This is a genomic window from Paenibacillus sp. LS1 (genome assembly GCF_026013365.1).
Taxonomy (GTDB): Bacteria; Bacillota; Bacilli; order Paenibacillales; family Paenibacillaceae; genus Paenibacillus.
Genome location: NZ_JAPDOE010000002.1, coordinates 47,010 through 69,947 on the forward strand (window position 1 = coordinate 47,010; position 22,938 = coordinate 69,947).

General features: G+C 45.6%; 15 protein-coding genes. 2 read left to right on the forward strand and 13 right to left on the reverse strand.

Translation table 11 applies throughout. The annotated features are described in order from the left end of the window. Positions 1 to 6: 6 nt before the first annotated feature. The 7 genes from OM416_RS09580 to OM416_RS09610 form a co-directional block, all read right to left on the reverse strand. Positions 7 to 981 carry an ABC transporter permease gene (locus OM416_RS09580; protein ID WP_264929002.1) on the reverse strand — a complete coding sequence of 325 codons (975 nt, stop codon included), beginning with the start codon at positions 979 to 981 and terminating at the stop codon, positions 7 to 9. A 230-nt stretch (positions 982 to 1,211) separates the two neighbouring features. Beyond that, the gene (locus OM416_RS09585) at positions 1,212 to 3,428 is read right to left on the reverse strand and encodes a helix-turn-helix domain-containing protein (RefSeq protein ID WP_264929003.1); all 2,217 of its coding nucleotides are present in this window, start codon (positions 3,426 to 3,428) and stop codon (positions 1,212 to 1,214) included. Between the two features lie 306 nt (positions 3,429 to 3,734). Further along, entirely contained in the window at positions 3,735 to 5,399 is a 1,665-nt protein-coding gene (locus tag OM416_RS09590; RefSeq protein WP_264929004.1) for an RICIN domain-containing protein, read from the reverse strand. Positions 5,400 to 5,418: 19 nt separating this feature from the next. Next, the gene (locus OM416_RS09595; protein ID WP_264929005.1) at positions 5,419 to 9,690 is read right to left on the reverse strand and encodes a putative Ig domain-containing protein; all 4,272 of its coding nucleotides are present in this window, start codon (positions 9,688 to 9,690) and stop codon (positions 5,419 to 5,421) included. Positions 9,691 to 10,026: 336 nt separating this feature from the next. Beyond that, positions 10,027 to 10,914 (reverse strand): membrane protein insertase YidC, encoded by an 888-nt coding sequence (gene yidC, locus OM416_RS09600; protein WP_264929006.1) that lies wholly within the window; start codon positions 10,912 to 10,914, stop codon positions 10,027 to 10,029. Continuing rightward, positions 10,851 to 11,201 (reverse strand): hypothetical protein, encoded by a 351-nt coding sequence (locus OM416_RS09605; RefSeq protein ID WP_264929007.1) that lies wholly within the window; start codon positions 11,199 to 11,201, stop codon positions 10,851 to 10,853. The genes yidC and OM416_RS09605 overlap by 64 nt, the downstream gene beginning before the upstream one ends. 92 nt (positions 11,202 to 11,293) lie before the next feature. After that, on the reverse strand, positions 11,294 to 12,913 hold the full coding sequence (locus tag OM416_RS09610; RefSeq protein ID WP_264929009.1) for a DUF4153 domain-containing protein: 1,620 nt from the start codon (positions 12,911 to 12,913) through the stop codon (positions 11,294 to 11,296). A gap of 134 nt (positions 12,914 to 13,047) precedes the next feature. Between OM416_RS09610 and OM416_RS09615 the strand changes: the two genes are divergently transcribed. Further along, the gene (locus OM416_RS09615; RefSeq protein ID WP_264929010.1) at positions 13,048 to 14,832 is read left to right on the forward strand and encodes an ABC transporter substrate-binding protein; all 1,785 of its coding nucleotides are present in this window, start codon (positions 13,048 to 13,050) and stop codon (positions 14,830 to 14,832) included. Positions 14,833 to 14,893: 61 nt separating this feature from the next. Here OM416_RS09615 and OM416_RS09620 read toward each other — a convergent pair whose 3' ends face one another. Together OM416_RS09620 and OM416_RS09625 are read right to left on the reverse strand one after the other, a co-directional pair. Then, positions 14,894 to 16,243: an FtsW/RodA/SpoVE family cell cycle protein gene (locus OM416_RS09620; protein WP_264929011.1), complete on the reverse strand. Its 1,350-nt coding sequence runs from the start codon at positions 16,241 to 16,243 to the stop codon at positions 14,894 to 14,896. Next, positions 16,240 to 16,575 carry a PadR family transcriptional regulator gene (locus tag OM416_RS09625; RefSeq protein ID WP_264929012.1) on the reverse strand — a complete coding sequence of 112 codons (336 nt, stop codon included), beginning with the start codon at positions 16,573 to 16,575 and terminating at the stop codon, positions 16,240 to 16,242. The genes OM416_RS09620 and OM416_RS09625 overlap by 4 nt, the downstream gene beginning before the upstream one ends. Before the next feature lie 280 nt (positions 16,576 to 16,855). On the opposite strand from OM416_RS09625, the gene OM416_RS09630 reads away from it, so the two are divergent. Next, the gene (locus OM416_RS09630; protein ID WP_264929013.1) at positions 16,856 to 17,440 is read left to right on the forward strand and encodes an AAA family ATPase; all 585 of its coding nucleotides are present in this window, start codon (positions 16,856 to 16,858) and stop codon (positions 17,438 to 17,440) included. 588 nt (positions 17,441 to 18,028) lie between these two features. Here OM416_RS09630 and OM416_RS09635 read toward each other — a convergent pair. The 4 genes from OM416_RS09635 to OM416_RS09650 all read right to left on the reverse strand — a co-directional run bounded on the left by OM416_RS09635 (position 18,029) and on the right by OM416_RS09650 (position 22,936). Beyond that, entirely contained in the window at positions 18,029 to 18,994 is a 966-nt protein-coding gene (locus OM416_RS09635) for a sugar phosphate isomerase/epimerase family protein (protein ID WP_264929014.1), read from the reverse strand. Between the two features lie 289 nt (positions 18,995 to 19,283). Further along, positions 19,284 to 21,002 carry a hypothetical protein gene (locus OM416_RS09640; RefSeq protein ID WP_264929015.1) on the reverse strand — a complete coding sequence of 573 codons (1,719 nt, stop codon included), beginning with the start codon at positions 21,000 to 21,002 and terminating at the stop codon, positions 19,284 to 19,286. A gap of 120 nt (positions 21,003 to 21,122) precedes the next feature. After that, positions 21,123 to 21,995 (reverse strand): carbohydrate ABC transporter permease, encoded by an 873-nt coding sequence (locus OM416_RS09645; RefSeq protein WP_047842693.1) that lies wholly within the window; start codon positions 21,993 to 21,995, stop codon positions 21,123 to 21,125. A 38-nt stretch (positions 21,996 to 22,033) separates the two neighbouring features. Beyond that, positions 22,034 to 22,936 (reverse strand): ABC transporter permease, encoded by a 903-nt coding sequence (locus OM416_RS09650; protein ID WP_017688833.1) that lies wholly within the window; start codon positions 22,934 to 22,936, stop codon positions 22,034 to 22,036. Between the last annotated feature and the right edge of the window lie 2 nt (positions 22,937 to 22,938).

Consider the following 22,938-nt stretch of genomic DNA (forward strand, 5'->3'; position numbering starts at 1 on the left):
TTCTGTTTAAAAGAGCCCCTGTTGTCCAAACCTTTTAGCCATATAGTTCGTTGCCAGTACCAGCGCAAAAGCAATCACATTTTTGAACAGACCGACTGCTGTCGTCAGGCTGAACTGAAAATTCTGCAAGCCTACCCTATAAACATAGGTGTCCAGAATATCCGCCACACTATAAGTCGCAGGTGAGTACAGGTTCAAAATCTGATCAAAGCCGGCATCCAGTACATTGCCAATACGCAGAATAAACATCAGTACAATAACCGGCATAATTGTCGGAAGTGTAATACTGAGGGTCTGTCTCCAGCGACTCGCTCCGTCCATCACGGCAGCCTCATACATCTCGGGCTGTACACCCGCAAGTGCGGCCAAATAGATAATCGTGCCCCAGCCGACTTCTTTCCAGATCGCCGAAATGACCAGTGTTGACCGGAAATGATTCGGATCTCCCAGAAAATAAACCGACTCCAATCCCACAAGCTGGAGCAAATAATTGACCACACCAGAAGATGGAGACAGCAGCGTGATCAATATCCCCGAGAGAATGACCCAGGAGAAAAAATGCGGCAGATAGGTCAACGACTGTGCTACCCTTTTGAATGCACTTGACCGGATCTCATTGATCAGTAGCGCAAGTATAATTGGCGCAGGGAATCCAAACAAAATATGCAAAAAACTGATGATGATCGTATTCTTCAGAATCATTAAGAAGTCAGGAGATTGAAAGAACAAAAACTCGAAATGCTTGAAGCCCACCCAGGGACTGCCCCAGATTCCATCCATGATCCTGAAATCCTTGAAAGCCAGTTGAATACCATACATTGGGCCGTATGCAAAGACCGCGTACCAAATCATTACCGGAGCAAGCAGCAGAAACAGATATCTGCACTTCTTGTATTCCCTCCAGGTTGCTGCCCATTTTGACGGCTGTTCATTAAATATATTCTTTTTACCGTCCACTTCCGGATTGTGCACCGGGTTCATGATAACTGCTCCTTTCCAACCATCCAAAATTCCTCAAGCCACACTTCAATCTTAGAATTATGTAAGCGCTTTTTCTATTGCAAGTTCATTCAATTCTTTATAAATTCTTTCACGGTTTCTTATAAAATCTAACGAATTCATAAAAAATGACCGCTGCTTGGGTAACATTCGTTAGATGCTCCAAACAGCAGTCATATGCACCTTACCTTTGAGCTTCATCCTTGCTTCTGCTATTCCTTATCCAGAGATAATGAATCCAGCGCTGCCAGCTGTGAATTCCGATACTGCACAGGTGTGACGCCGTAGCGTGATTTGAATTTGCTGTGAAAATACTGAGGATTCCGGTAACCGACTTGCGTTGCAATAACTGACACAGCGAGACGTGGTTGATCACGCAATAGATCCGCAGCTTTTTCCAGACGCAGCCGGGTTACATATTCCGTAAAAGATTCTTTCGTCCCTTCACTGAAAAGTGTAGAAATATAAGCAGGGGCGAGTGAAACCTCCTTCGAGAGAATTTGCAGGGATAACTCTTCATGCAGATGATCTGCGATATACACCTTCAATGTACGAATCACATCCGTATGTGCATGGTTACCGGCATACTTCAAATGTTCGGTAATCTGCATGCACAGCCTGCGAATTCCTTCGACCGTCTCGATCAGCGTATCCTTTTTCAATTCATCAAAAATATTGGCATGCGGCAGGAAGTGCTGTAACTTCAACTCAAGCACCGATTGATATAATTGCATTATTAATTGCAGCACAGCTAGCTCCGCAGTCTCGATCTGCATATGACCATCCTGTAGAACCTCCAGAAAATGATTAATAAAATCAGCAACCGCTTGCTGATCTCCTGCCTGTAATGCATTTTTGAAATGATCGTATTGAAACAGATAAGGCGCTGTACTCATCTCCAGAACTCTGGAATACGCAACGATTGCATCTTTTCCATATAAAAAATGATATCTGCTTGCCTGCTTGGCCATTTGATAAGAATCAGCGAGCGCTTCTGGGTGGTCTACCCTACTCCCAATTGCCGCACCAAACCGGGAATCATGCTCAGCAGAATGTTGAGCCGCCTGCAAATCGGCCATTATACGATTCTCTGCGTCCTGTTCATCAGGAGAAATATAATAAACGATAGCCGCCTCATTCTCATTCAATGGAACGAAAATACTGTGTAAAGACCGATTCATCTTTTCATAACGGATCTTCAGACCTGTACTACCTTCCTCTGGAATCCGGAGATAGACGGTGTAATAGTGATATCCCGGTTGAATGAACTGTTCCGCTTCGATCTCCAGACTTACGCCAAGCAAGAGGTTTTTCAAATCATTTTTTCTCGCTTGGGTTTCGAGGTTTACGATCTTTTCCTCCATTAGATGAAAGGTGTTACCAATAAAAGCGTACTCATTGCCCAAGGATGTGACAGCACTTGTTGTATGTAAACCTTTGATCTGCATCATCAGTCTTTTTACCGGAATGTAGAGTTGTTTGGAGAAAAAGAACGATAGCAGCAAACCAAATAGAACAACTACGCCGCAACTAATTACAAGACTGTTTTTCAACTGTTCAGAGGACAGGACAAATGAGTTCATCGGACGATACATCGCATACGTCCAATCCTGCTGCGAGTTCGCGGACTCCAGATAAGACAGAACAGCTTTGCCTTCCGCTCCTTCTATAATCTGTTCTCCACTTTGGCGGTTGTGAATGGTATTCTGCAATAAACCACCGAGCGCCTCATTGTACTCCCCCGTGTGAAGCAGCTCTTTACCCGAAGAGTCGAAAATATACAGCTGGTCTGCCGGGGAACTCAAGATTCGGGAGGCCGCCGTCTGCAGATATTCCACCCCTACATCCATAAAGAAATAACCCATGGTTGGCACGCCAGGTGTCTCATATGGCAATTTAATCACATAGGTCATCACCTTGCTTCCATCCGCCAAGGTCCGAAGCATCCATTCTTTAGGTTTCACTTCGTTCAGCTTCATAATGAAAGCTGCATCTTCGGATGTATCACTATTCATATGAAAGTTGCTGGCATCCACGGCATAATGATTGGCCGGAAAATAAACGGTAACATTCGTTAGCCCTTCATTTTCAATCCTGTAGAATTCCAATTCCTGCCGAAAGGATGCAATTCGACTCAAATTCCCCTCCCAGCTCTTCGTTAACAATAGATTCAAGTTGAAGTTATTCTGAATAAACCGAATGGAGAGTGCTTTATTTTGCAGGTTGTCTTCATATTTCTTTAATATCGTCTGCTCGATATAATCCTTGGCGGAAATAAGGCGGTTTTTATTGTCCTTGGCAATCTCATCCTCCATCATTTCATTAGCCTGGGTATACCAATACCCACCCATAATGCCGATCAGAACCACAGACAGAACAGTATATGACAATATAAATTTGATAAAGATGGTTTTTCTGTATTCAGGCATTTTCATCCATCCCCTTTGGCTTCGCTCATCGTGCACTATCCCGGCCTATCAACAATGTATGCGCTATCATTATTGAGAACAACAATAGTTATTCATATTGCTTAAGCTATCAAAATCATTCTCTAAAATCCAGTATAAAATCTTTCACTTCATTCTAATTTCTTTCAACCCAGTCGCGGACCTCACTTATCTGGTACAAAACAATGCAAAAAAATGCCCCAAAGCCTCCTTATTGAGGGGCTTCGGGACATTTACATTGAACACGTGCTTTTTTTTGCAGGCAAGCAGATATATCAAAATGATTTATTAGGATGGTTCGAGCTTCCACTGCTGGTTACTGCTCAACAAATATCTCCATTGCTGAATCAGAGCTCCTTCGGCGGAAGATGCATTCACCACGTCAGCGGGTTTGTTCGAATGTACAGGGGTGATACGATAATAACCCTGGCCTGTAGGAATGAAGGTAAATCTCTGATGATCACCACCATTATTGCTCCACAATTGAAGGTTGGCTCCATGACTCAATGCGCCGCTTGCTACATCCAGTGAGAGTCCGCTCTGTACATTCTTGATACTGTATTGGCCACCGCCAAGATGAGTCACGTTCCACTTTTGATGGGCTCCCCCCGTGTAGGTGGATTTACGAACTTGTGCACCACTTGAAGTACCCGCTGCTTCCATCGCTTTGCCATCCAGACGCACAACGAATCGGTACGTACCATTAGCTATATTCCCATTGGGAAGTGTGGCTGAACCACCGGTCCCTGCCGGACGGGTATATAGAAGTGTTCCAAAACCAAGCTGGTCAAACGTTGAAGGATATGCGGTGTTCGGACCTCCCTCAGGTCTCATCAGATTGGCACGAGCAGCAATGTTAGGTACAGCTAGCCCCTTGCGTTGTGCATAGTGGTTATAGATCATCTCCCAGACCGGACGGTACTCATTACGGCTCGCACTCGAAATCACAGTCTGGGTCTGAACAGCACCGTTCGTTCCAGAGCCCCATTCATAGGTCGCAAAAGGGACATTGTCATCTCCATTGTTATACTTGGCAACGTATTCGGCAGCGCGCAGGAAGCGATTGTTCGCCCATCCATACAGATCATCCCCTTGATTCCATGCCATTTCATTGATCGCAGCCATCAATCCAATCCCTAATATCGTGTGTGCCTGGTCACGTCCGGATTCCTGCCACTGTGCAAGCCCATTCGGATGCAGGAAAGGAATTGCGTTATAGATGGAGCCGTTTCCGCTACCGTGCTTCAAATATTCAATTCCTACCTCATAGATGTCACGGCGGTCACAGAAAATACCAATCGCAACCGTAGCCGCCATGTTGCTCAGATCCCAGTTCGCCCAATAATTCTGGATATAGGCGTCGTTGTGGTCTCCGCCGAATTCATTGCCAATAAGAAAGCGTTCATTAAGCGGCTTATAAAATACATTCAACAGCATATTTTGCATCTGTTGCACATTGAATCCGGGATAATCCCGCATGATCTCTGCTGCGTTAGCCATCTCGTATCCGTACAACCCGGAAGCCAAATAACGGTCAGCATTACCGGTGAGTGTGGTTAGCGTCGATGACCATGCATTCAGAATGTCACGGGCGGTATCACCGTTAGCCGTATTACCACTGATTTTCCATCGTAAAGCATTCTGATATGCACGGGCAATATCGTTATACAGCAATGCAACATTGTCGCCTGTCCCCCCTCGGACAATCGTAGCGGTTGCACGCGGTGTCCAACCAGACTGTGAAAGCGGGCTGTTCAGCAGCTGATTCCATCCATCCAGATAAGGCTGTGCACCTGCGCTTACCATCTGCTGCATGCGGTTGAAATCAGCTTGTGTATGCAGCAGGCCAGGGTGAGTGAATTCAGCTGTTGCTTCTGCTTTTGCGGCAAAACCAAGCCCGAACATCCCCATACACAGACTGAACAACATGGTAACAATCAACGTTTTTTTCATCCTGCACCAGCAACTCCTTTCATCCTTCTTCGTTCGTTTCCGTCTGGATAACCAGTGCCTGTATCGCCTGAAGCAGCTCGTTGGCTGCGGAATCAATCTGTGTTTGGGTGCTGTCAGGATCTTCCGCTATTTCCGTGGCCAGTGACTTGGCCGCCAACATGGCGGTAAAACCAGCCTCTTCATAGATTTCTTCCTGTAAGGTGTCTGCTTTCTCCAGCAACATGACTAGCAGTGTCGGGTCTGTGGGCTTGCTGTACAACTCCAGTTCCGCCACGTTGGCATAACCGCCTGGTGAATAGTACCTCAGATAACGGAACGCTGCATCGTTCGTTATCGAAACCGTATGCCATTGGACACTGTTGATCCCGCTGATGGTATACAAGTTGGTGTAATGCGTGCCGTCGTTAGAACCCTGCAGAATAGCTCCGTTAACACGCGTAATTTCTGAAGCCTTACCATTTCTCGGATAAAACTTGAAGCTCGACAATGACTCGGCCTGATTTTCTCCCAAATCAATATCAATCCAGGCTACAGCATCCATCGTATCCGTAAACGTGTCGACATTACTGTCCACGGCACGCCAACCATTCTGCTCTTTGGTCCCCTTGTTCTGATAGACTGGCGTGGAGGCCGCCACCATGGAAGGCGTTACTGTAATCTTCTGTGCAGGCAGTGTAGCAAGAGAAACCAGCTGCTCTTGAGCTTGGTACAGCTCCTCCAGCAAAGCAGGCCGATCAGATGCAGGATTGTTGAAGAGTTCTCGAATTCGCTCAACCTCTTGCATGTATTGGTAATAGCTTCCTTTCGTATATCCATCGGGGCTGACTACCTTGGTATCGATGCTGCGAATATCATATTGTCCGTACAATTCCACTTCTGCCACATTCCCGTTCCATGCAGTGCTGTTGTAAATTCTCAGGTATCGATAAGCATCATGATCGATTATTTTATCCCCGCCAATGTAAGTCCACTTGCCTTCTATTGTTCCTGTGACGGCTGCAATCAAGTTCGTCCAGCTGTTATTGTCATTCGAACCTTGCAGGACCACTCCGTTCATTCTTGCTGGATAGGAGGCTCTGGGCATCAGCATGATATCGCTCAGCGTTACCGATACATCTGGTCCAAAGTCCACCGTATAGTAAGCTCCGGCACCAGTAGCCAGATCGCCAAAAGTCCCTGTATTTCCATCGAACAATAGATAACCTACCTGTTCCTTACTGAGTCCGCCTGTACCATACTGCTTATCCGAAGCCATTACAGTCGCCAGCCTGGATACATCGAGGAGTTTGGATTGGTTCACCAAATACAGCGAAGATCGATCCGTCGTGAAGATGGCAGGACCTGCGGACAGTCCATTAGCCGTCTTATAATCGATGGCAAACCGAATAGAACCTGTAGGCGCAAGATTGTCGATGACCGCAGATGCCGTCCAGTTCAGCTGATCTGTGGAATGCACCGTTGCCTCCTGACCTTGAATCACTGCCTGCACATCATGAATCGGCTCACTGGATTCAAAGGTCAACACAACCGTATTGCCTGCATCAACGCGGTTCTGTACGCTCTGGGGGGAGCTTATTGTGAGCGATTGAATCTTGTTATTCGTTTCATGGCGTTCTCCAAATATTCTGAATTCGGACAACTCCAGCATCGTACTGGATGGCTCAATCATCTGAATCTTGAAGAATCGGAAGGCAGTATTCCTGTGACCTTCGCTGACTTCAAGAGTCTGCATATCTTCAGATACGACGGTCAACCCTGGCGTTAGCCGTGTCCATGTTTCATTATCATTGGAACCAAAAATCGCAGTACCGCCGATCCGTTCGGGAAAGCTCGCCCTTACCTGAAGGGAGAAGGCATCTGCAGTGACTTTATAATCCGGTCCAAAATCCATCGTATGTGTCAAATTAACGGCGTTACCGTAAAATGCAAAGCTCCCCGCGTAATTATCCAATAAATTCAACGTTTCATTGAAGAAGGATGCGGCAGTCAGCATATGGGAATAGTCCATACTTCCATCCTGAAGCTGCGGTGTTAATTCTTGTAGACCTACTACTGCAGTCCTCAACTCCACCAGTTTTTGCAAAAACTCATCATCGGAAGCCGTTGCTATTACATCCATGACATCAGCATAAATGCTATTGTAGTGTGTTAAACTCCCCGATACATAGCGGATTTCCGGCTTATAGGCAACAACCACTGCGGCAACTGCAGACGCACGGTCAGCGCTTATGATTACCCTGACTTGTTTGGCAGTGATGGTGGTCCCATCCGTTGCTCCTACCACTATGGAATAGGTGCCAACCTGCTCCGGCTTCCACGAAAAAGCACCCGTACTTTCGTCTAACACGGCCCCCTCAGGCTTATGATCGATCTGGTAGGTGACGCTGTCACCCGCGCCTGCATCCGTGGCAGTAAAATCGAACTGCAATGCTGCATTTGACCCGACATACGTATACAAATCAAGAGAGGTTCCGCTATCGTTAAAGACAGGTGGCGTCAGCTGTTCACCCGCTTTTAGATGGATGTGATCCATATCCACCACAGTGCCAGCTCCCTGAATTTTGAAATACGTCAAATCACTTAGACCTCGCAGGTTGTGCATGGTATAGGATACATATTTCCACTGCCCCTTGGTATCCGGCAAAATCAAAGGAGCATCGTGCCACCCATTGATTACAAGCTTGGCTGTACCATTCGTCCGTATTCGTAGCCCTATGGTTTTGACGGGAGTGCTGGTGCTGACGATGGAGATTCGACTCCCCTCTTCCGTGGATGTAATCTCTACAAAGGATGTTTCACCCTCTTGTTTTATCTCGGAATGTGAATCCAGACTTGTGGCCCGGTGTTCGATTTCATTCCAATCCGCATTCGTCGATACTTTTGGAAGTGTTGTTGCTCCCTCAGTTGCTGCTTCTTCAGGGATAAACATCCAATAATCGGCGCCGCCATCCGGAGATTCCCAATAGAATGGTAGTCGCTTCTTAAACATATCGGCATAGTATGGAGCTTCCTCTTCCATATCGATGCCTGCCGTATATTTGTAATAATAGTAGAGACCATATACGTTGCCGCCAATACGTCCTCTGTATCCTTCAGCCAGCTCTTTATAGATAATGGTCGGATTGCCATCGGCATCCGTATGAGCCGCTACCGGTGTCCATGGCGTATCATGGCCCAGCATGAACTGTGCAAAATAATCGGCCGCTTTCAATATCCTTTGATCCAGATATTCGTAGGCATTAACTGCATTGTCCGCAGTGGACACTGTTCCTGCGACTGGATCGACCTTGGTTTCCTGTGCTTCCAACAGGCGGGCCAAGATCTCCACATTGGTGAGATCCCCAGCGCCATGGGCCTGATCCCTGCCCATCTCTACATGCTGCACTCTCGGTGGAACCACGGCTTCACCTGTCACAATATTAGTGTCCACCCATCGAAACAACTGCTTGATCGAGCCATTTTGCCCTTGATCCATAGCGGACTCATTCACGGTAAACCACTCTACACCTTCATTGTAACGATCACGGTTTCCTGTAAATATATATCCTGACATCGCTCCAAGGAGCGGATACAGATGCTGGTTCATAAAATACCCGTTATCATGTTGGAAAGTATCAATGACCGGATAGATGAGATTATTGCTAAAATCGGTTGTGTCCTGGTCTGTCCACTCCAGGTCTTGCGTTGTGCTGCTCGTATATCTTAAAATCTCTGCTGCTGTCACCATGCGATTCAGTGGAATTCCGGTGTGAATGTGCGAATCAATGAAATAGGTGTATTTGGCGGGGTCCATCTGAGACCAGATTCGAATGATGCCCATGGCGTTAGCCCGGTACACCTCTTCCCCGGTTACATAATACATGATGGCTTGTGTGTAGGCCTTTAAGCCGTCCGCAATAAATTTGGAGTTAAAGGATTGACTGTTAAAATCTAAGCTGCCAGGCTTTGTCGGATCCGCACTGCTCTGATTGCTGGACGTAACGTTTCTGGATGCGGTTGGAGATTCTGTCATTCGATTAAAATAACTGTACCAAGGCTCTTGCTTTGCCAGCACCTGTGTGCGCATATTCTCAAGAATGTCCTTCGTGAGTCCGATTCCGGGGTGTTTGAAACCGCTTGCATCAATTTCCTCATAAATCGTTGGCAAATTTTCTGCTGCCGCATTCTCATTTACAGACGCCTCACCTGATACCGGATAAGGATACGCCATTGCAACCAAACTAATAATTAAAACCAACATTACAACACACTTGACCTGGTTTTTCAAGCCGCGCTTTTGCCGAGATGCCATGTACACTCCTCCTTCATGTTGTAGACTTGTGTGACATTCACTTCGTTTGATTGATACGTCGTTATTTTCTATATCATTGCAGGATTTCACAAGCTTCGTCCATTGCAAAATCATTCAATTTGTTAAGATATCTTTCAAATGATCCAGAGGGTGTGCTTATTTAAATGCATGACTTCGATATCATAGATGTTTCTGCCCTCTTTCGGCACAGGAATGTCTGCTCTCAACACAAAAAGAAGCCTGATCCATATGGATCAGGCTTCCTCATTATGTTTTCCGTGTTCAACAAGTTCCAGTATTTCACCATGTTTCCCTTGTCTCCTGTGACCGACTTTATTAAGACTTTGCAGGTTTCCGTGAAGGTTTGGAGGAACTCGATTTTTTATTCTTTTTCTTACTCACTTCCACAATCACAGGCTCCTGCGGGTGTTCTACCGGGTACATTTTTCGGAACAATAATGTCTGTAGTACCAGGAACGAACCCCCAACCGTCCAGTAAAGCGGCATGGCTGCCGGGGCCGAAAGAGAAAAGAATGCCATCATCAATGGGGAGAGATATCCCATAATGGCGAACTGTTTTCGCTGCTCAGGCGCCATATTGGCTTGTGATACCTTCGCTTGAATCAGATAAATGACCGCAACCACCACAGCGAGCACGTAGTCCGGCGCTCCCAGTTTGAACCAAAGGAACGAATGGGAGGACAACTCCGGTGTAAGTCGGATGGCTGTGTAAATACCTGACAAGATAGGCAACTGAATGAGCATCGGCAAGCAACCAATATTCAGCGGATTGAACTTATGCTTTTTGTATAGCTCCATCGTTTCCTGAGACAGCTTTTGCTTATCAGCAGGGTCATTTTTGCCTTCATATTTTTTCTTGAGCGCATCCATCTCGGGTTTCATGGCGTTCATGATGACTCGTGTTCCCTGCTGGGTCTTGGCTTGACGCATCATCAACGGCAGCAGTGCTAAACGAATGACCAGTGTGATCACGATAATCGCGACCCCGTAGCTTCCATTAAATATGGTGGCAATGTGCTGTATCAGATACGACAGTGGAAATACAATATAGTGGTTAAAAAATCCCGGTGTCGATGAAGTAATCTCCGACACGTTGTTGCTGCATCCGGCAAGCAGCATGACTGCAAACAAAATGGCAATCAGGCCATAGATCCGTCCCTTGCCCGAAGTAAAAGTGAATCCCTTGTTAGTCTTATGTTCCATATATATCCTCCTCGTTGATTTGTTGACCAATCGTTCAACGAGGAATGACAATCTGGTTCATCTTCATCGGGCGCTTCTCTTCGTCTAATCATGCGGCTCCAGTCTTCCTGTCTGTGCTGTCTGTCCAAACACAGGGCGGGAAGTACAGGTTCAAGTCCACCACCGACGCCACCTTCCATCCAGTACTCTGTCATGCCACAGTGAAGATGGGCAATATAGGCATAACTGACGGTGAAGATGAGTCCAATCGAGAATAAATATGGTAATAACTCCTGCAGTTCAAACAAGGGATTCACCCCCTTTATAGGTTAGTTTTTATATTATAACACTTACATATTGTTTTTGCATAAATCCGTCCATGAAAACAGCTATTATTCAACTATTCCGTTCTCAATTTGGACATTTCTAGCTCACCTCTGTGTCTTGCAACGTTATAAGAAGGCCAAGAACGATCTGATGTATCCATCTCCAGGTAGGCTTGACGTTCCAGCATTTCCTTCTTGAGATCCGGATACTCCTCGAGAGCAAACGCTCGAAGTAACGGAACCGCATCTGCCGACAGACTTGCCAGGTAGGTTGCATCAATATTACCAGTCTGATGATAACGCTCAATATTCAACTCGGCAATCCGATGATCCATACCCACATAATTGACTGCAACATATGCAGTGAGCGCCAACACAATATACCAGCGGATCAGCCGTATTGATCTGAAGCGTATACGAAGGCCAGCAATCAGCAATAGAAGTGCCAAGAAGATCATGAATGCGTGCACCAGGAAGCGAATGTACGTATATCCATATGCCTGCTCATAGAGATTAAGGCGCATAAACGCGGAATACAACATGATTGCTGAACAACTGACCAGAATCAGAAGCAGTACCTGATGCACGATGGAACCCATTCTGCCACTCGGACGGGTAAACTGCAACGCAACAATAAGAATAAAGAAGTTAATACCTGTGACGAGAATCAACTCTGCGAACCCACTTCTCGCATACTCTGCATAAGACAGATCTACCGGAAGATGCCCCTCTCCCGCACCAAACAGATACGAAAACTGTACAAGTACGAACAAAACGTACACAACGTTGATTACGACCAGCATCGTACCCACAATGATGGGGTCCAATCTGAATGGTTCCCGATGAACCAGAGTGCGTTCGGGCTCGGATGTAATATCATTCGTAACCTCACCGTTAGTGACCGGGTCCACAGGAGAGAATATATAGGAGTGATCACGCTTATCAACCGTGGGTGCTGCTCCATTTTTCCAATGTGCGTTCGCTCTCTTCTCTGCCTCATATTGCATCGGCTGTACAAATCCCCATACATAACCGAACAGTAATACACCTGCGATGACAATCCAGATGATTCTCGGTATCCCTGGAGTAAAAGCCAATTGATTCAACCACTCTGGAAAACCGGCTAAATATCGATCGAAGACCCCGTCAGCGGAGGACAGTAATGCAACGACTACAAAGAGGATAGGCAAGGACGCCACAAGACCAATGAGCACTTTGAAGACAACGGTTTTCTGTGATTTGCCCATGCCACGCCCGCCTGCTCTTACCGCAATAGCCGCAATGGTCCCCCAATGACGTATGGCCTGCGGCAGCACATGGTCAATAGCTGTACCAATCAATCCGATCTCCCACCATTGCTTCTGTTTTCTGCCCATCAGATACGTCATATGTAAGATAATTACGCCGGGTACAACAAGAAAGTTAAGAACGCGCAGCAGTTCATTGTCGTATAACATGAACGTTAGCGACAATAACAGCACTACAGCTGCCACAAAAGCATCAATGAACTTGAAAGATCTCATGCGGTCCCGTGCAAACAGATACATAAACACATAAAAGAGAATTACAAAGATAGGATACGATACGCCAATCTCATTACTATAGAATAAATACTGGTGAATGATTGCCAGCATCCATGCAGACAGTAGTGTGATTAGAGCGCGTTGCGGTGAAGCCATTATTTTATCAATCATGGAAAAAACCTCCATTAACCTTTCTATGCTTTATTCTAGATGATAAAATAGGAATATAAATAGAAATTATAATCGATAAAACTTCTTATTTTAGAGGAATACGTCAGAGTTCACCTCCAGGAGGGAATTAACACTTGAAATTACATCAGCAATATCTGCTGTTACATCGTCATTACGGTCACCATATAGAACATGAACTTACACTCGCTGATCTCGCTGAGTTGCTGAATTGTACGCACCGCAATACGTTGACGATTGTCAAAAAGATGGTTGCCCATGATTGGATTCGTTGGGTTTCCCAGCGTGGCCGGGGTCGGCGTTCTTCACTGACTTTGCTTGTTCCGGCTGATCAAATCGCCGCAGAATATATGATGCAAGCCATGAACCGCCGGGAATTACAGGAAGCTGCCGAGCAGGTGAGTGCATTCTCCAGTTCATCAACCATGCAAGATCATCTAAACCAGTGGTTGCTTGGGTATTCGGGACATCATACGGAAGCCGGCACCAATAATGAGCAGATTGATACACTTCGGTTGCCCTTGCGCCAACAGCTCCATGCGCTTGATCCCCTGTACATTAATCTATTAGCTGAATCCTTTGTTACCAGCCATGTCTTTGATGGGTTGGTTCAGCGGGGCGAAAAGGGAGAGATCCTCCCATGTCTCGCTCATACCTGGGATGTCAGTGCAGACCGAAAGACTTGGATCTTTTATTTACGAAAAGGTATTACATTTCACGACGGTCAGACCCTGACGGCCCATGATATTGTGTATACGTTTGAACGACTGCAATCCTCAGATCGCCGGACATTGTACCGTGATGTGAGTAAACAGATTCTATCTATTGAAGCGGTTGATCCCTTAACCGTATGTTTCCAGTTGAAAGACCGTCACGAATTGTTTTTGTCCTTTCTTACAACAAGTCGTGCGGCGATTGTACCCTCACCAGGAAAAAACGAACAGCAGATGACGCATTCCGGTGATATAAATGGGATGCAAAAACCTGTTGGGACTGGACCGTTCAAGGTCACTGCATGGGATGATCACGTGTGTAGACTCGAGGTCTTTACTTCGTATTTTCAGGGTAGAGCTCATATAGACCGGGTGGATATTCTGCAGATTCCGTGGAGTTCCTCGGCCAAAATGGATGATAGTCAAGATATCGAAACTCCGTTTTTTCATCTTGTTCATAATCCGTCTTCGTCTGCCGGTGCAGACTGGACACAGATTAGCGCAGGAGTAATGGTTTATAAATTACTCACGTGTAATACGCAAAAAACCGGACCGTTAAACGATCCGGAAGTAAGAGCGTACCTTCAGTTATGCCTTGCTGGAATGTATAGGGATGATGGGCATGCAGAAGACTCTAAGGTCGTGGAGACTGATCCTGATGCAGTGAATTCCGAAATGGTTGAGCATGAGGGATTTAGAGACATTACTAAACGATTTATTTCGGCCAGTCCTGTCTCCCTGCACATTGCAACCATTCCACAATATCGCAGGGATGCTCAACATCTGGCGTCCATACTGGAGCGTAGCGGTTTCTCCTGTACCGTCCGTACCGCTACGATGGAGCAGTTCAAAGGAAATCTGCGGCTGGAGTCTGATCTGATTCTCTTCTCGCTCATTCGGGACAGGGACGAAGAACTCCGCAGGTATGATCTCTATTCCACGTTGTCTGAGCATCTGGAAGATTCTGCTCGGATGACGATTCACGAGATTTTGCAAACCATCGTCGCCTCTCCAATCGCAGCAGATCGAACTACTGAATTAGATCGAATTGAGCAATTTTTGGTTGACCAGAATTTACTGTTCCATTTATCCGAGAAACCGGTAGAAACCGCTTATCTGCCTTCCGTGCGTGGTCTATCTTTCAACAGCCAGGGCTGGGTGAACCTGCGTCATATCTGGTTTCCGTGAATGCTCGTTAAACGAGCATAATAATACTTTCATTTCATGATGCGGTAATGATTTTGGATACCTATGAATTGGTCAGTAGGTCGGCGTCCACCTTCTGCCGTATTTTTTCATTTTTCTTCGAAATGGTATCCTTCCGACGATAAATACCGAGAAGTAAACCGACCATGGCATATTCGAAAAGCAGGTGATTTCCATATCCTATTAAAGGAAAAACTATGCTAAGAATTGGAGCCTTGCCGGTAGTCATCGCCAATGAATAGATGATTTGCAACGCAAACATGGATGTGATACTGATAATTATCATTCGACCGAAATCATCCCGAATGCGAGGAAGCATCTTCACCATACTTGCAACAAACCAGATGATACCCACCAATAATAGTATTCCGGCTGACCAGCCAAACACATCAATGAGCAGAACACCTGGGTAATCTAAATAACTCATTTTAAACATGTCGAACGTTGTATCAATCCCATTACCCCACCAGCCGGCTGATTGAATAATTTCAATAATGGAATTGTTACTATAGCCACCGTAAGGGTCATCCTGAAGATTCAAAACGACGGAAAGCCTCTCTAGGCGGCCGTACTTATCTGCAAAAAACAATAACAATACAAAAATACTTCCTGTTACAACAGCACCTAAGGCTGTATAAAGCCATTTTCGCGTGAGCCAACCAAATAAAATAATGGACATTGTGCCAAACAGAAACATGCGAACCCAGTCCGACATTTGAAACAATAGCACTACAGGTAACGCTACCATAGCAATATAGGTCAATATGGATTGCATATTGCAGTTTGAATGAAACTTCTCCTGCACAATTGCCCCTATGGCAAGTGGCAAAATCCATACTGAAGCAGTCGTAAGGTCTATTACAAATCCAAGTGGTGCAATCAGGAATCTGCTCATACCATAAAAATCCGTAGATATCATTGGATTAATCCACAAAAGGGCATTAAGTAGAATATAGATCCACCAAGCAGCTTTTTTCAACTTACGATAATCAAAGTAAATAAAGAACAACATCAACATTACACCTATAACGGTGTACACCACATGCCCCCGATATAAGGACTGATACTTTTCATCTGCGACATTCATCGTAAAAATCCATATCAGTAACAGGCTAGTTATAGACAAACCAATTAGTCCAACTAACAGCCCCCAATGCATGCGATGACGATGCAATCGGTGTATACTCTTGCCTACGACAGCGGGATCACCCATCTGTTCAATGGCATATGCAATTGCTTCTTCCTCTGAATAACCTTCTTGTTCTTTGTCCAACATTATTTCTTCCATGTGGTTTCCCAACTCATCACGCAAGTCATTATGTACTTCTCGAGCTTTAACCTGAACACACATGTGATCAAGATAATGCTGAATTCGTTCATGTCGATCCGTCATGTCAGGCCTCCTTCCCCAAGCACCCGATCCACAGCTCGACGGAACATATTCCACTCTGCTTTTTTACTTTCTAAGGCCTCCATCCCCTTGTCACGAATGGAATAATATTTACGTTTACGGCCTTCAACCTCCATCCAGTACGACTCTACCCATCCTTCAATCTCCATGGCATGCAAAATAGGATATAACGTGCCCTCTTTCAGATTAAACACACCCTCAGATTGACGATGTAATTCCTTAATTAATTCATAACCATACAATGGTCGTTCCTGAAGCAAGTTCAGAATCAATGTTTCGGTACTGCCTTTAATCATTTGTTTGTTAACCTGCAACGCACTCACTCCTTCCTTTTCAATTCATTTAGCAGAGTTTTTAGATTTCGAAAAATACACTTTTTAATCTCTTCTTCTCGCATACATCGGAAATCTATGCATAGAACAACTAGGTATGATATTACCTTATCCTTCCTTTTCTGTCTAGCTAACAAACTTCTTTAATTATGTTAAAATAAACAAGTCCTTTCAATCACGAACTCCAATGATGAATCTATCTATTCGTATAATCAATTACATATCCTATTTTTTGAATCTAGTTAAAGGAGGCATTACATTCATGAGCAAACTAATATTCTTTCTTGGCGGGGCCGGAAGTGGCAAGACCACCCTTGCCAAAGCCCTTTCCCGTAAACATAAAGCTGCTTTCTTCGACATGGATATCCTGCTTCGTCCAGCAGCTGAGGCGATTATGACCCTTCAGGGACTTGATCCATCTGATCGGGATTCACCGGAATACAAACGGCTGTGCCGTGATCTTGGGTATCGCATTACGATGGACGCCGCTCTGGATAACGTTAAGTTGGGTATCGATACAATCGTTGTGGGCCCATTCACCAAAGAAATCGGAACTCCGGACTGGATCGAGCAGGAACTTACACGGATTGGACGTACCCTGGATGATACGGATGTGCGTGTGGCCTATATTTATCTGGAGAATGAAGCGTTGTATCACAAACGGATCTCAGCAAGACAATCCCCACTAGATGAATGGAAGTTAGCCAACTGGGATGCCTTCAGAGCTTCTCTAATCCGAAAAGAAATAGCCTGGCCGCTCCCTTCTGCATCCGTTGCTTATATTGATAACTCCAGTGATGATCCTGCAATTGCCTATGCCGAACTTGAACGACGGATGTACGAGTAAAAAAGAATCACACGCTCAATCTTACTTTGGTGATAGGTAGATTAAACGCTTCTCTCGCCAAGTTGTGACTCACTTCTTGAACTCTAACGAATCTGAAGCAGCTTATTACCTTGTTTAGACTGATCTGAAAATTCTAACGAATCTCAGCATTGCTAAACGGGAGCAGAAGAGTGAAAATGGGCAAAAACCTGCTAAAAACGATGAGATAAGACGTCTCAGATTCGTTACGATTTCAATATGGCTCATATGCTTGGAATAAGGTGCGTCAGGTTCGTTAGCGTTTCAAAGATTGCCAAGCGATGAAGTGGTGTGTGTGCCAAAACGCTTTCTAAATGTGATCTGGATGAAAGCTTTAGACTAATCACATTTACATATCAAACAAAATCAAAAAAAGGGATCCGTCTCACCAAGCCTTGCAGGCCGATGAAACCGATCCCTTTTCCATTAAACATCCCCGCACAACATGGGATAGCCGATACCTTCTACTCCAATTGGATGTCAGATATCTGCCGAGAAGAATACTTCACATTCCTCCGTCCCCCTACCAGTCACCTATCCATGCACTTAGCTGAAAATATACCAATCTCCCTATCCGCGCTGACGTGCCGCTTGACGTTCAGCAATGCGAGACGTAATCAATCCGTGACTCTCATCAATCTCTTCCGGTGTACACGCGGCTTTTAACTCATATACTTTCACCGGAGAACGGTCGATAATATCCAAAAACGAATCAAAAAATGTCATGTCTTTACTATGAATGTATGGACACCAATGATCTGCCAACCCTACGGTTTCATGAATATGCACACCAACCACGTGATTAATTAACGCGTTAGCCTCACGTACATTATCATATAGGCCCATTCGATCCATCATCATGCCGTGACCAATATCGTACCAGAGACCAAGCGGTGCGCCCTTCATTCGTCCAATGATGGTTCCCGCTTCGTGCAAAGTCGGCATCTGATAACAGCGTGAACGGGTCTCAATACCGAAATTCACCCCGTATCCCCGCTGCTCCGACAAGTCACATACCTCTTCCAGACTTTCCTGAATCCGGCTCAGATAATGAGCACTGCCATCTTCCCGCTTCTCAATCATCTCTTGCCATAAAGATTGATACGCCGGTGAATCCGGCCCCTGATCGTGGTATATCTTTTTCAACGCTTCATCTATATTGTATTCAAACGGCACCTCACCGGGATGTACAACAACAGCCTTGGCACCATAACGATGTGCGTACTCAGCTGAGCGAAGTAACAGTTCAATCGCCCGTTTGCGGCGCGGCTCATCATCAAATCCGAGCAGGACGGAATCCGTCCCGTAATCCGGATCAGGCACATGTGGAAATGTATTATGCACACTGGATACACCGATCTCGCCCCGTTCAATCATCGGTTCTATCGTCTTCAGCAACTCTTCCGTAACGTTATAATTCAGCTCCACCTGTTTGAATCCAAGAGACTTGATCTCTTCAATCATGCCTTGTCCGGTCGTATGACGTTTGATGTTCCAACATGTTGAGAACGAATATTCTTGTTTGTCTGTATACATGACTGGTCCTCCTGTCTCTCATTCTATCTCCCATTCATATTCCATTTATCTCTATCTATATAAGTTGAACCAATAAACTTTATACTAGATAATCCCAATTGAAGTACCATCTTCCAATCGCTGTTATCCCCAGATTTTTTTGATCCCCTTCTCCAAAGGGAAAAATCCGGTGATAGCTTATGCTTCCGATGCAGCTTTCTTGCAGAAAGCTTTCAGGCGAACGCTCCGCTTCTTCAGATCGGTTCTGCACTCTTCGTTCTCGTGTAAATGTTCAGTTCATCTTATATACCTATTTATTCCTCATACCGTTGTCTTCACAGATGGTCAATTCAAATCTCATCCTGTTCGCAGTCTTTCCAGGCACATAACGATAGATGATCTCCGCATGATTCACGTACATTAACACGGATGGTTCAGGCGCCTCAGCCTTCACGGTACACGTAAGTCCAGGGAATTGCCATAACGCTGGTGTAATGTCCTGCTGACGAAGGGATGGCCCTCTGATTTCAAAATAAACGTCGATCTCTTCCGCCGTATCCAGCTCCACATCAATGGTTAACGAATCTGGTGTGAGGTCCGCATCGAACGTTACTCCGCGTAGATGGCTGTTCCACCCCTCGCCTACATCACGGCGGATCAAGCGAAGATAATAACGCTCACCCGTCTCTGTCTGCCAGTGAATCGTGGCGGGATGCATCTGGCCGTTGGTATTCACGCTTCCAGACATGGCCCCAATCATCCGATCCTCACCAATCCAGGCTTTGGCTGTACATAGATTCCGATTGGAGGCCGGATCATTGCGCTCACACAGTTCCATAAATTGTTTTTGCACAAGACGATCTTCTTGATGAGCCTTGAAATACGGTACGGCTTCCGTGGGCACATCCACCCCAAGGAGCGCAATCATCGGATCATGGCCTGACTCACAGTTGATTCCTGTTAGATATTCATACCCTTCACCGAGCAAGAGATAGATAAATACACCGATCGAACTATGCTCTCGCATCTCCATATCGTAAGCCCGAGAGAACGGGCCGGATAGATTCTCCAGGTTGGCATTGTAGTATAGCGCAATGTTATTCCACAACCCGTGTTCAATCCGATGTCCAATTTCAACCAAACGTTCGGTGAGCCCATACTTTCGATACATACCAAGCACGGACAGATCGACTCCGTAATACGTTGTGGTATTGAACTCGGCGAATGTACCGTCGTATTGTTCAAACTCCTGCATCAACCCTTCTGCCTGTTCATCCGAATGCTGAATCCATTCTGTCCGGTTCAAGCGGTGACCATAGTAGTGGGTGATGAAAATGTGCATCAACTCAATATTCGTATTCATTGGAATTACGTCGGATAATCTTCGTTCTACTGACCCTTGAACAGCCAGTTCCATCGCATGGTCCATCAGATTCATGAGGGTCTCCGGCATAAGTTCGGCGAATTCAGCAGTTACGACCACACAGACACAAGCGATAAACTCGCGCCAGTTGGGATCATAACTGATCCAGACCGGTGGCAGAACCTGATTCACTGCCGAATGAAACAGGCGTTTCAGTTGTTTGGAATCTGCCGCCTCTGTGAGCAGAGATCCCTCTTCCTGTAGTTTATGGATAAACTGCGCAGACACCTTCTCAAAGGTGAGTTCCAGGAAATAGGCCGTGCCTGGCGCAAAAGATTTCCAAGCATAGTGACCCGCTGGTGGATGCACATCATTGGGTCGGGTCGCGAAGGTTCCGTGATAGATTTCATCTGGAGCGTCATATTGAAAATTGAGCACCTTGTGGAACACCCGTATCGCGCGTTCCACATCACCAGGCTCATTTCGAATCAACAACCCGAGCGCATAATGCGCACTGGCTCGTGTGCTGTACTGCGATGAATCCTCTTCTTCGAAACTACGAAGCAGATCCAGTTCCTTATCATAGAAGCTATCCATCATCGACATGGATTGATCTACAAGATACTGCTGCTCTTTCGACATCTTCTCTACCATTCGTTGTGTCATGTCATGGACCTCCTGAGACTATAGCTGCGTGTTCAAAAAGATCAGTTTTCAGTACCAAGAAGCTGATGATGCCACTAGGCATCATTCGTAATCAAAACCGAACTTTTTGAACAACCTCTATTAACCTTTTACAGCACCTACCATTACGCCACTGATAAAGTACCGCTGCAACCACGGATACACAAGCAGGATCGGTAACGTTGAGAATATAACGCTGGCTGCTTTCAGACTCTCAGGCAGGACCTGAACGGCGCCAATGCCTTCGTTCTGCATCAGTTCTGTAATCTGGTTTTGCTGAATCATCTGATACAATTTCAATTGCAAAGGGTATAGCTCAGGCTTGGTGATATACATCAGTGCATCCTGGAAACCATTCCACCGTCCTACCGCGTAGAACAGGCTCAGTGTCGCCATAACCGGAAGGGATAGCGGCAAGATAATGCGCATAAGTGTTCCGAAGTGGCTGCTTCCATCAATGCCCGCCGCTTCTTCGAGACTTTCGGGAATGCCTCTGAAGAAGGTAATGAGGATAATCATATAGAACGGACTAATCAATCCAGGCAGAATAAGTCCCCATGTGCTATCGAGTAAATGTAGATTTTTGATCAAAATGTACTCGGGGATAATGCCGCCACTGAAGAACATCGTCACCACAATGACAAGCATGAACCATTTGCGCCCTTTCAGATTACTCTTCGCCAGTGGATAAGCTGCTGCAATGGTCATCACCATGCTTAGTACCGTACTCAGGACGGTAAGCCAAATCGTATAGATGAGGGAACGAATCATTGATCCATCTGCAAATACTTTAGTATAAGCCTCAAAGGACAACTCTTTTGGGAAAAAGGAAACTTCTCCTGAACCGATCGCCCGGTTCGAACTGAGCGAGATCGCAATAATATGAATGAATGGTGCAAGACACAGCACCATCGTAATGACAATAAGAATGACGTTTACCGTGTTGAATATTCGATTCGCCGTGTTTTCAGACATCCCACTCACTCCTTACAGATCATATGTGATTCAATCCACTACATAATGCTCTCATCGGTTAATTTCTTGGACGTATAGTTCGCTCCGAGTATGAAGACAAGTCCCACTAATGCCTGGAACAAACCTACAGCTGTTGCGAGCGTAACCTGACCAGATTGTAAACCGACACGATAGACAAACGTGCTGAGCACATCCGAGTATTCACGTACAGCCACGTTACCGATAATAAATGGTCGGTCGAAGCCGATAGAGATCATGTTGCCGACATTGATGATCAATAAGGTAACAATCGTCGTTTTGATGCCTGGCAAGGAGATGTGCCAGATTCTGCGTAACCGACTTGCTCCATCCACTTCTGCCGCTTCGTACAGTTCCCGGTTAATTCCTGTCAGGGATGCCAGATACAGAATCGTACCCCAGCCTGCACTCTGCCACACGCCTACCGCAAGATACGTGAAGAGCCAATAGTTTTTGTCTGAAAGGAATGGCAATGGATCAAATCCCATGCTCATTAAGATATTGTTAATGAAACCGGATTGTGTACCGAATACCTGAAGCACGATCCCTCCAATAATAACCCACGAAATAAAGTGAGGAATGTACAGTAAGGTCTGTGCCAACTTTTTGAACCAAGCCTTCTTCAGCTCGAACAATAAGATGGCTAATATAAGTGGTGCCGGGAAGGAAACCAGCAAATCCAGCATATTAAGTACTAACGTGTTACGTAATGCCGTGTAGAATCCCTGATTTTGAAACACTTCTCTGAATGCATCCAAGCCAATCCACTCACTACCGGCGATACCTTGAAAGAAGTTAAAATCCTTGAACGCAATCTGCACGCCATACATTGGCCCATACTTGAAAATAATGAAGTAGATCATGGGCAGTAGGAGCAACGCATATAGTTGCCAGTTTCTGCGGAAATAGATGCTTGTTTTCATAA